The sequence below is a fragment of the Paenibacillus sp. GYB004 genome, from assembly GCF_036577605.1.
Taxonomy (GTDB): Bacteria; Bacillota; Bacilli; order Paenibacillales; family NBRC-103111; genus Paenibacillus_AB; species Paenibacillus_AB oceani.
This window is the reverse complement of sequence record NZ_JARBDB010000067.1, coordinates 111,012-123,084: the sequence shown is the minus strand read 5'-3', so window position 1 is coordinate 123,084 and position 12,073 is coordinate 111,012. Positions and strand designations below refer to the sequence as shown.

At 55.7% G+C, this 12,073-nt stretch carries 6 protein-coding genes; 4 read left to right on the top strand and 2 right to left on the bottom strand.

What is annotated here, in order from left to right; all coding sequences use genetic code 11:
- Positions 1-34 precede the first annotated feature (34 nt).
- The 3 genes from PV433_RS30560 (at position 35) to PV433_RS30550 (ending at position 5,686) form a co-directional block, all read left to right on the top strand.
- Entirely contained in the window at positions 35-307 is a 273-nt protein-coding gene (locus tag PV433_RS30560) for a hypothetical protein (RefSeq protein ID WP_332075760.1), read from the top strand.
- A gap of 281 nt (positions 308-588) precedes the next feature.
- Positions 589-894 carry a hypothetical protein gene (locus PV433_RS30555; protein ID WP_190930452.1) on the top strand — a complete coding sequence of 102 codons (306 nt, stop codon included), beginning with the start codon at positions 589-591 and terminating at the stop codon, positions 892-894.
- Between the two features lie 544 nt (positions 895-1,438).
- Positions 1,439-5,686 (top strand): glycerophosphodiester phosphodiesterase family protein, encoded by a 4,248-nt coding sequence (locus tag PV433_RS30550; protein WP_332075759.1) that lies wholly within the window; start codon positions 1,439-1,441, stop codon positions 5,684-5,686.
- Between the two features lie 308 nt (positions 5,687-5,994).
- Here PV433_RS30550 and PV433_RS30545 read toward each other — a convergent pair whose 3' ends face one another.
- Entirely contained in the window at positions 5,995-6,885 is an 891-nt protein-coding gene (locus PV433_RS30545) for an AraC family transcriptional regulator (RefSeq protein ID WP_332075758.1), read from the bottom strand.
- A gap of 125 nt (positions 6,886-7,010) precedes the next feature.
- On the opposite strand from PV433_RS30545, the gene PV433_RS30540 reads away from it, so the two are divergent.
- Entirely contained in the window at positions 7,011-9,266 is a 2,256-nt protein-coding gene (locus PV433_RS30540; RefSeq protein ID WP_332075757.1) for an FAD-dependent oxidoreductase, read from the top strand.
- A gap of 742 nt (positions 9,267-10,008) precedes the next feature.
- Here the strand turns inward: PV433_RS30540 and PV433_RS30535 are convergent.
- Positions 10,009-11,958: an FAD-dependent oxidoreductase gene (locus PV433_RS30535; RefSeq protein WP_332075756.1), complete on the bottom strand. Its 1,950-nt coding sequence runs from the start codon at positions 11,956-11,958 to the stop codon at positions 10,009-10,011.
- Positions 11,959-12,073: the final 115 nt, after the last annotated feature.

The following is a 12,073-nucleotide window of genomic DNA, read 5'->3' as shown; positions in this document are numbered from 1 at the left end:
TGACTAGCCGACGAGTGGAGGAGGAAGAGGCGTCATGGTGAGAATGGACCTCAGAAAGGCGAAGCGTGGACCTGGCGTCGTGAACGAAATTACGATTCGGGCGGCGAAACGGCTGCGGCGCAGGCTGAAAAGGCTGAGAACGGTGCTTGTTCAGGGAAGTCTCTTGCGGAATGCAGCAAGCCGTACGTTGCTCCCAGCGCGTATGTATGGCTGCATAACGGCAGCCTGTCGGCCAAGCGGCATGCTCGAGTTTAGCCGGGCAGCTGGAAAAAGCCGCTCTCACAGGTCGGAACGTCCGCTCGACTAAAGTCGGGGTTTGCAGACAGTCCCGGGTCCGTTTTGCAGCCGGCCGCTTTCCGGTATTGTTGAGCTATAAGTGCGAGTTCAAAAAGTCCGGTTGTCAGCACCGAGAAGATGGGATGAAGCAAGGAAATGAGGAGCGGAGCGTAGTGGAAGCTACGTGAGCACCGGAAGTTCCGGCTGAATTCCATATTCGATGTCGAGTAGGCTTCCTGATCGGCTTCGTGATCAAAAGTGGACTTTTTGAACATCCTCTATAAGAACAATAGTGGAACGGGGTAGACGATCGTGATGAAGACGGGAACGGTGACCATCGAACGGAATACGCGGGAAGCGGCGCGGCGTGAGAAAGAAACGTTGCTGCAGCTTATCGGCTCTGCGTTTACGGCTTGGCTTGGCAAAAGCGCGGAAGCCTTGACACGTTTCGGTGACGAGACCGAATCGCCGCATCCGGGTGCGACTGCTCCTTCCGAGTCGGAAATACGCGAGATCCGGCAGCGGATTGACTATATGCGAGCCAAAATGGACCGGTTCGGCTGTGTGGCGAAATCCCGGACGGGGCAGGAGCGCGGCAGAATGGATAGGGAGGGCTGAGCCGGCGGTTTTGCCTGGCAAAAGTACCTTGGCACGATCCGGAGTAATCTTAACTGTTTTTCCGAGACACCAGAATGATGATAATAACCTCTCCTATGGGATGCAAGCCCAACTTTCTCCTGCAAGCCGCTTCCTTCCGCCTTTACTCGGTATTCTGAATGAACTCTACAGAGCATGGAGCTGCTCTGTTTACCCGCTAGCCTCTTCTTTTGCCAGGTGCAATCCCCCAAAAAAGATTTGAGTATGCTGCTGTCTCTAACTCCGTACCTCAAACCTTCATTTTCCATGGCCAATCAAGATCCGCAAATGTTCCCCTACATCGTAAGCCTCTCTTACCCGTGACGGTCCAACTCAATAATATATTAACCTGAAGATAATTCTCCGCATACAAAATTAGTTTAACTTAATAGCTGTGTTGATTGTGTTACCAATCTGCGACCGGGAATGAGGGGATGCGCAATAATGAAAAACTGAAAAAAAATGGAGGTATTTGTGGTTTAGAAAAGGTTTCATCTTTAGATATTCCGGGAGAGGAATGTGAGGCATGAGACGCGGTAAAAAAACAGTGTCATCTATACTTGCTATCGCTATATTGGCTGGCTTGTTCCCGGCCTTTGCGGATCGGACGGAGGCGGCCGAGGGGCGTAAGGAGTTGCCGATCCGGCAAACGTTGGCGGAGCCGATCATCGACGGCGATTTGGACGAGTCCGTATGGATGCTGAACGAGAACGTTCAGACCGTTCTAAGCGCGGAAGGCGCCGATTCTCTTCAATCCAGGTTCGGCATGGTGTGGGACAACAAGTATCTGTACATCGGCGTAGCGACGGAAGATCCGAATTTGTCCAATAGCCCGAACGTCGATAAAGATCCGACTAATACGCTGGACGATTACTATTGGGATCATCCGAACGTGACGATTTTTCTCGACCCGCAGCTTCACCAATCTACGCCCTACCAAGGCAAAGATGTGCAGCTCGGCTTCGTATACAAATCGGGTACGTCGACGCCGTATTTCAGCTTCGGTGCGGCCGACACGAACAAAAACCGGGACGAAAAGCAAATATTGCGGGCAATCCGCAAAACGGATACAGGCTGGAATCTGGAGACGGCCATTCCCTGGAAGTTCCTCGATTTCGATCCGCATCTGATGAAACAGCTCGGGATGGAAGTGACGGTCGGTACGAGCTTTGCGAACGGCGAAGGGAAAATCGTCAAGCCGAGCAAAGCCTGGAGCGCGTTCGAAAGGCAGTCGTTCTGGAACGATACATACGGCTTCGGCGTCGTCAAGCTGGACGGATCGAATCCGGTAACGGGCTTCACCGGCGACGTATTGCTGGAAGAAAGCTTTGACGGTTACGCGGACGGGCAAATTCCGTTCGGGTGGATTTCAAACGTAAATCCCGGCAGCAGTCCGTTCGGAGTCGTAAATAACGTGTACGGCGACGGCAGGCTCGTGTTTGACGGTAACTCAACAGGCGAGCAAGCCCGAATTTTCGCTCCCGTGCAGTGGGACAACTATACTGTGGAAGCCGAACTGCAGTTCCAGGGAGCGGTTAATACGGGACGCTGGGCGTCTCTGATGTTCCGGGCTCCGTCCGCCGGCTTGCATCCTTACAACCAGATGGCGATGAGACAAAACGGCACGTACGAGATCGCTTTCCGGAATGCGAACAACGGCTGGGATGTGCCGGTTACCGGGAACTGGGGCAAAGCTCTGGAGTTGAACAAGGACTACTCGTTCAAAGTGAGAGCATTCGATCAAAATGTGAAGCTTTATATAAAAGAAGCGGATAAACCGGCTTACGATCTGCTGACCGACAAGTGGATGAGCAGTCTGCTGCTGGAGAGGGGCAAAGTCGGGTTTCAAGCCGACCAAAGCAAAATTTCGGTTAATAACTTGAAGGTGACGCGCATTCGGGCAGAGTATATCCAGCTTGCGCTTCCTGCGCAAGTGGAGGCGCTGACCGGGCCGATTGCCGCGGCTAACGAAGTGGTGTTTTCCGACGGGATCAAGGAATCGGTTCCTGCCGATCGGATCAAGTGGTATTCGTCGGATCTGGCGATTATTCGGGTAGTGGATAATCAGCTGGTTCCCTTAAAGGAAGGTACGGCGGAAGTGACGGCAGTGTATGACAATGCTTCGGTCACTCATCCGATCAAGGTAACGTCGTCGTTATCGGGCAAGCAAGTAACGACGCTTCGGCATGAGCCCGGCTATTTGCTGGCGAACGTCGATCAAGCAGTCGATTTGAACGCGATTGAATTCCAAGCCGATTTCAACGATTTTACGACAGGAACGGTAAAAGGCAGCGACCTTACATGGAGCGCTGGCGGCGGCAGTATCGTTATAAACGGCGGGACGCTGACGGTGAAGCAGAAAGGGCTGCACAAAGTGCGCGCAACTGTCGGCGCGGCGGCCGTCGACTTGCTGGTGGCTGCCAAGCCGGCTGCGGAAGGCGAATATGTGCTGTACGAGAGCGATTTTGCGGGCGTGGCGGATGGCTCATTGCCGGACGGGTGGAAAATAATCGAACAACCGGCCGGTACGAGCGCGGGCGTCAAGAATGGCGTTTTCGAGATCGATGCGACGGTGCCGGGGTCTGCGATGCGCGTTTTGCTTCCGGACGAACTGAAGCTGTTCGGCAACTATAAGATCGAAGCCGAAGCGACGCATGCCAAGGCAAACGATCCGTCCCGCTGGCATTCGGTCATGTTCCGGGTGCAGAATGACAACTATCCTTATTATCAAATGGCTGTAAGGCAAAATGCCGCCGCTTCGAACGGGGTGGAATTCGCCGAACGGACGCCGGCAAACGGATGGAATGTCATGGAAGCCAAGTCGTATAAGGAAGCGATTCAGCCGGAACAATTTTACCGGTATACGATTAAGACGCATCATGAGCGCGTACAGGAATTCATTAACGATACATTGATCGTTAACACCGGCATGGCGCATGCATATGCGAAAGGCGGTATCGGGCTGCAGGCAAACGGCAGTTTGATGAAAGTGGCGCGCGTGAAAGTGACTTTGCAGCAGGAAGCTTTACCGAAGCTGCCGGACAGCAGCATTGCGAACGTTGTGGAGCCGCTAACAAAAATATCGCTCGCGCCAAGTATAATCGGAGCGGTCGAGAGTGCTGGTCAGAACTGGACGATCAATCCGGACAAGCGTCCGGCTACCGTTATTTTGCATGTGAACGAGAGCTTGCAGGTAACCGGCGTCAAGCGGAGAGAAGTTTTAATGCCGCTGGGGGACGCTCTGCAGAAGCTTGACGGTAAAACGATTCCCGCTTTTTATGTGCACGATTCGGCTACGGTAGCGAAGCTCGTCGAATATTTGAAAGCCGAAGGGATCGCCGATGCGTTCGTCGTCTCCGACCAGCCGGCGCTGGTCAAAGAGTCGCGTACCGCTTATCCGATCATTCGCGGAATAATCGACTTCCCGCATGCCGCGGCAAATTTAACGCACAAGCAGCTGATGGATATCCGGAGAACGACGAACGCCAATCTGGCGAAAATCGCGCTTTTGCCTGAGCGATCCGCATCGCAAGAACAAGTGGAATATTTGCAGGAAAGGCTCATTACCGTTTGGGCGAAGCATATGGGAAGGGGGCCGCTTCCGAATGAAATTGCTCATCACAAGCTGGTCACGTCCGGCGTTAACGGGATCGTTACCCTCTCCCCGGACACGCTGCATGATGTACTCGGGACGTACGACAAGAACACAACGCTTGTACGCAAGCCGTGGATTATCGGACATCGCGGGATTCCTGCTCTGGCTCCTGAAAACACGCTCGAAGGAGCGGTGCTTGCCTATGAGAAGGGCGCGGATATCGTCGAGAACGACATTTATATAACGAAGGACGACAAAGTCGTCATTATGCACGATACGACTTTGGACCGGACGACGAACGGCACGGGCAGCATCGAGAACTATACGCTGGCCGAATTGAAGCAGCTGCTTGCGAACAAGCAGTTTCCCGAACAGTATCCCGATGCCCGCATACCTACATTGGAAGAATATTTCCAGGAATTCAAAGGTAAAGACCTGCTTCATTTTATTGAGATCAAGACATATAATCCGAGAGTCATCGATCCGATGCTTGCCTTGATCGAGCAATACGATGTGGAGGATCAGGTCGTCATGATTTCGTTCATCGGCGATCAAATCAAGCGGGTAAACGAGAAAATGCCGGGGATGTCGGTCGGCTTCCTGACCGGGGGACAAGCGAACGACACGGATATCTCGCGTTCCCTCTACCGCGTACTGGATGCGATTCAGCCGTTGAACACGACGTTTAATACGAGCTATCCGGGCTTCGGCAAACCGTTTCTCGAAGCGTCCAAACATCGCGGAATTACGATTTGGCCGTGGACATACAGAGACTTGAACGATTATAAGAACGCTTTTGCGATGGGCGTTTACGGTTTGACTACCGATTATAACCATTGGTCTTCCGATTGGGCGGACCGGATTCGTCCGTCGCGGCAAAAAGTCGAGCTGACGGTCGGCGGGCAGGCCGAGCTGAAGGCGGATGTACGTACGTATGCCGGCGCCACAACGAGCATAACGCCGGAAATCGTCGTACTAAGCGGCCGCGATATAATCGAGGCAAGCGGCGGCAAGGTGACGGCCAAAGCGAACGGCACCGCATACGTAACGCTTCGCTACACGAATACGTCGGGTGGCTCGCCGGTCTACGATATTTACACGCAGCCTGTAGCGATCGAGGTGAAGGAGGAAGAGGAGACGTCCGCCAAAGCCGACACCACCACCAAAGCCGGCACCTGAATCGGACGGACGAATGACAGCCGATGTTAAGCTCGATGATGCAGCCTCGGCCGCAAAGGCGGAAATCGGCGCGGAAGCTTTAACGAGGGCGCTGAACGAAGCCGTAGCCGGTGAAGACGGGAACGGCCGTCCTGCTGAACCGTATTCTGAACAAGCTCTATAAATAAGGCTGCCGGCATCAGAAGGTAAAAGAGTCTGGTCGTCAAAACCGCAGAAGAGAAGAACCGTTCCGCTTGCCGGGCGGTTCTTTTTTAACGATACGGCAATGTGATGTTCATTTCCTTGAAGCTCTCCGTCCTGGCAAGGATCTAGACCCGGTGACGCTTCCTGTATTCGGAAGGAACGACACCGATCCGTGCGGCGAATAAGCGGCTTAAGTAATGGCCGGTCGCGTAGCCGCAAACGGAGGCGATCTGATCGACGGTCATCCGGGTTTCCCTCAGCATGCGGCAGGCCCGTTCCATTCGAAGCGACGTTAAATAATCGCCTGGCGTCAGCCGGTAAGCGGAGCGGAAGCGGCGAATCAATTGAACGGAGCTAAGGCCCAGCTCGTGAGCCAGCTCCTTGACTCCGTAAGGCTGGGAGCAATGCTGCTCGAGAAGTTTGGCGGCCCGGTTCATCAGTTCGTCCTGAGGAGGCTGCGAAGAACGCGGGCCCGGAGCGGACAGAAGCTCCAGACACCAGGACGTCCATATGTCGTTCCAATAGTGGCTGAGCAGTTTTTTGCGTTCGGGAACCGGGAGAGGGCCGATCGTCTTCCATTTGGCAAACGAGTCGAATAAGCGCCTGCGGTCACCCGGAGTAATCGAGACGGGAAGAGAGAGGCTGCCGTCCGGCCTTTCCGTTTCCGCCGTTCCGCTTGCCGGACAACGCATCGAAAGGTCGAGCCGTAAATAATGAAAGGATAATCCCGGAGCGGTCATCGTCCGGTGGAATGGAACGTTTGGAGGGCAGAGAACGAGATCCCCGCTGCTCGCTACGCCCGTAGTTTCCCCAATCTCATAGGAGAAGGAACCGTTCTCGACCGCAAACAGACACCAGCCCGGATACGTGTCCGTATCGAGCAGAAACTCTTGCTTCTTCTCCCAATACGTATATTCGTCCACTTGCCAGTGAAGCTCGGACAGAGAGGAGAAAGCCGGGAAGATTGCAGGGCCGCCGTCGGTTTGCGCCGATCTGATGTCGCTAATGGCCGTCATAATAAACCTCCTAGCTTAGTCGAAATAAAAGATACGGAATTGGATTGTATCGTGTATTTTAACTTATTTATGACGTGTTATGATGAAATTATATATATCATAACTCGACTAAGGTGGTTTTGGCTATGCGTAACGAAACGGTACGGACCGATATAACGGTAATCGGCGGGGGACTGGCCGGCGTCTGTGCGGCGATTGCAGCGGCCCGACTGGGGCAGACGGTAGCCCTCGTGCAGAACAGGCCGGTATTGGGGGGGAACTCCAGCAGCGAAGTTCGCGTATGGGTTTGCGGCGCTACCGCTCACGGCACCCATCGTTATGCGCGCGAGACAGGGATTATGGGAGAACTGTTCGTCGAGAATCAGTACCGCAATCCGGACGGCAATCCGTACATGTGGGACCTGGTCGTGTTGGAAGCGGTGAAGGCGGAGGCGAACATCCGGCTGTTTCTGAATACCGACGTGCACGAGGTGGAAGCGGACGGGGATGAACTCAACCGCACGATTCGTTCCGTTACCGGCTGGATGATGGGTTCCGAAAGGCGGCTCCGGTTCGAGAGTCAAGTCTATCTCGATTGCACGGGCGACGGTCTTGTCGGTTTCATGGCAGGGGCGAAGTACCGGATCGGCAGGGAAGCCCGGCACGAGTACAACGAGGAATGGGCTCCCGAGACGGCCGACGATATTACGCTCGGCAGCACGCTCCTGTTTTACACCAAGGATGTAGGCCATCCGGTCTGTTATGTACCGCCTTCATTCGCCAAAGACATCACCCAGACGACGATTCCGGTCAAAAGAGTGATCCGCAGCGGCGATTCCGGCTGCCATTACTGGTGGATCGAGTGGGGCGGCGAGCTGGATACGGTGCATGACAACGAACGGATTCGCGACGAGCTGTGGGCGGTTATATACGGGATATGGGATTACATTAAAAACTCCGGGAAGTTCGACAGTGCCAACATGACACTGGAATGGGTCGGAGCGCTGCCGGGCAAGCGGGAATACCGGCGGTTCATAGGGGATTATGTGTTGAACCAAAACGATATTCTCGCCCAGAGAGAGTTCGAAGACGGCGTAGCGTTCGGGGGCTGGTCGATCGATTTGCATCCGCCGCAAGGCATGTATTCGACGGAAAGCGGCTCGAAGCACCTGCATGCGGACGGCATCTACCACGTTCCGTTCCGCTCGCTTTATTCCGTCAATGTGAACAACATGCTCATGGCCGGCCGCGACATCAGCGCTTCGCACGTCGCCTTCGGAACGACCCGCGTCATGGCGACATGCGCCGTCATCGGCGAAGCCGCCGGTACCGGCGCGGCACTTTGCGCCGCCAAAGGCGTCACGCCTCGCGAGCTCTATGCGAGCCATAACGACGAGCTGCGGCAGACGCTGCTGCGCCAGGACGCTTCGATCATCGGCCTCCGCAACGCGGACAGCCTCGATCTGGCACGGCAAGCCAGCACCAGCGCTTCCAGCACGCTCGTACGGCTCGGCGTAGAGAGCCACGGGGATGAGCGCTGCCCGCTCGCGCGCGACGTCGCCCTGCTGTTCCCCGTAGAGCCGCGGCTGGACGGCCTCGAGCTGCTGCTGGATGCGGATGCAGCGACGACCATCGAGGTCGAGCTGTGGGATACCGGCCGCAAGGAAAACTATTTGCCGCACAAGCTCGTCGCCAGCAGCACCGCTTCCGTGCAGCCGGGCCGCGGTCAATGGGTCCGCTTCGATCTCGCCTGGACGCCGGACGAACCGCAGAACGCCTTCGTCATCGTCAAAGCGAACGTATCGGTGCAGCTGTACCATGCCAACGAGCCGTTAACCGGCGTGCTGATCTTCTTTAACAGCTTGGAGCCGCATACGCCGTCGAATCTGGAGAACCACGGACACGGCCAGCCGGTCATCCAATGGCGCATGCAGCGCAAAACGCGCCAGCCGTTTTGCTTCCGCGCCCACGGGGATACTTCGGCGTACGCGCCGGACAAAGTGCGGGACGGATACCGCCGCCCGTACGGCGGTCCGCAGCAGTGGATGTCGGAGCCGGCTCCGGCGGGACAGGAACAGTGGCTCCAGCTCGATTGGGGGCGGACTACCCGGATCGCGGAGCTGCACCTGATTTTTAACGATGATGTCAACGAGGATTTGATCAATCTTCACCACCATCGTACGCCGTTTGTGACTATGCCGGAGCTGGTTCGCGATTACCGGATCGAGGCTTGGACCGGAGGGCAATGGCAGACGCTTGAGCGCATTACGGATAACCGCAAGCGTAACCGCGTGCACCGGCTGAGCGAACCGGTGAGCAGCGAGCGGGTGAGAGTCGTTGTGGAGGCGACCAACGGAAGCCGGTACGCGGAAATTGTGGAGGTCAGGGTGTACGGGGAGTAACGGTTTGTGTAAATGGAGAAGGGGCTGTCTCCATAAGGGAACCGAGTGAGATACCCGCAAAACTAGAACAGAAAAAGGGCTGTCTCAACAGTATTCGCATCACATGGGAACGTCCCAATTTCCAAACGAAAGGACCTCAAATTCCATTGTAAAATGGAGGCCGAGGTCCTTTTTCTCGAGGAAAGTCGGTTCTAAGTGGGCTTATAAAAAAAGCAAAATGATATTTGAGACAGCGGCCCCTTAAAAAATTCCCTTGCAGTTATCTACGACTCCAGGTTGGCTGGAATCAACGGTCGTCCTGTATGTAGCGGAAGCGTGACTTCCGTTGTTCCCAGAAGGTACGTCATTCTCACGCTATAGCGGAAGTTTCGCTTCCGTTATTTTGGCTCTTCAGGGCGATAGAAGCGCGTATACTGGAAATAACGGAACTTAATCTTCCGCTAGGGTCACTTTCTTGCTGCGAACAAGCTAATAAAGGAAGTAAAACTTCCGGAAGAATCTTGGCAAGCTGCGGTTGGAGTCAGTCCCGTAACCTCATCTCCATGCTACATGCTACAGGCTGCAGGCAACGCTGTACCGAGGGAAGGTCATCTTCTCCTCCTGAGCATTAACAAGTACTCGGCATTTATGACAGTGGTCAACCACATAGCGGATCTGACTCTACCCCTACCGGCCTTTTCCGGAGCATACGAACCCCAGTTCCCCGTGCAAGACCGGCACAGCCATGAATTCTTTCTGCGAGTTATTCATACTCTGTGCCGGTAATTCCTTTCACCATATCGCGAATCATCATGTAGACGTCAGCATTGGTGAGCTTTTGCGGATTTTTAATCGACTTTACCGTTTCCGCAGACAGCAGTCCTTTCGTCTCCAACTCGGAGCGGGCTTGCTCCGGGCTAGTCGTAGTCGGAAGCCCCGCTGACAGCGCAAGAGTAAAGGCAGCTTGTTCGAGAGAAAGCGGCGCTGTGCCAGGATCTCCTATTCCTTGGAGCGCCTCGTACGGATTGCCCTTGAAGGCGCCGGGATGGACCTGGACTACCTGAAGCATCGTGTTGACTAGCCGCTGCGGGTTGGACACGTCTTCAAGTTCGAAGTCGTTGAGGCTGCCTCCGAAGGCGAATCCCATACTGACCGCCGCTTTTAAGCCCGGGTACGCGGCATGTTTGGCGTAGGCAGGCGGTTCGATGCGGAACGGCTTCAGCTCCATGCCCTGATCGTTCAGCAAGCGTTGAAGCTGTTCGATTACGTCTTGGGAAGTGGAGAGCTGCCGGAACGTCAGCTTGTGTTCGGCTGCAAGCTTGGCCGCCGCTCCCGCCGCTTGCCCGGCCGCCATGCCGACCGGAATCGTCCGGGCGCTCCCGTGGGGCAGCGAATCGTAGCTGGCCGACCGGCCGACGACGAGCAAGCCGTCGACTTCCTTGGGTACGATGCTGCGGAACGGGATCGCATACTGCTTCGGCTTCATAAGAATGGTGCCGCGAAAATCGTACGAGGTGCTCTGGATGTCGACACTGTAGGAGCCGAAGCCGATTCGGTCCCAGTGATCCCGGTTATCGAGCAGATCGGCGATGGAGAGCCGGTATTCCCCGATCATATGGCGGGTTTCCCGCACGTACAATTCGGGCGCGATGCCGGCAAGCTCCACCTGTTGAAACTCGGGATACTTGTCCTTCATATAGTCTACGACGAGCGGCAGCTCCCGGCGAGCCGTCTCGTACGCTTGTTCGACCGATTTCGGATCGAACGGATCGACGCCGAACAGCTGCAAGGCGTTGATTAAGATCGAATTGTCGTTTTGGCGCCCGATGTTCAGGCCGCGCATGCGTACCTTCGTTTTGTCGGTCGTCGGGTAGTCCCACATATCGTGATAGCCCCATGCGCTATGACCGTCATGACCGACGCCCTCGCGGGCGATCATCCGGCCCCATACGTCCGGCGTCACATTCGCCAGACGGAATACGGCGGTTACCGCCATCTTCGAATCTTTCTCGCCAAGATCCTCCCGTCCGTAGGTGAAAGGAACTCCGGCGGCGGCTGCAATGTCGGCGTCCTGGGTGGCGTCGATGACAGCTTTGGCCTTAACGGACATGCTCGTTCCATCGGCCAGTGTGACAGAAAGCCCCCGCACTGTCTTGGATCCGCCCGTGTTGTCGACAAGGGGGCGCATCGTTTGCGTCTTGAGGAGCACGTCCACCTGTTTCTCGTTGGCCACCAGATTGCGGAACGCGTTGGCCGCCGTCACGATGTCGAAGGACGTTCCTTCCACCCGGTCGTACCACTCCTGGAAGATGCCCTTGTTCAAGAAGTTGTGCTTGCCCGGCAACAGCGCCTTCTTGGGGGAATAGCTCGGATCGAGGCTGTTCAGCCAGCCGACGGTCATGAGCCCGCCCAGTCGGTCCCGGTTTCTGCCATCGACGAGCAGCACGCTTTGCCCGTTTCTTGCGGCCGATACGGCGGCGGCCACGCCTTCGGGGTCCGTCCCGGCGACGATGACGTCGTATTCTTCCTTTGGTTTCGCTACGGACGGGACTTCCAGAAGCTCCGCCGGCGCAGGGGTCTCCAGCGGCTCCCGAAGCCAGATGAAAACGACCGCCGCTGCCAGAAGCAGCGCGATAGCGATCGCGGAGGCGAGTCCTTTGCGGAATTTACGCTTGTTGTTGTTATAGAAAATAGACGAAGACCTTGTAAACATGGACGGTAGTAACACTCCCTAGCGGTTCGTCGAAAACCGGGCCGATTCCCCGATTCCCGCGCATATCTGCTTACTGTATGGACGCTCCGGGACGGCGCGAGGTTTCAACTTCCCT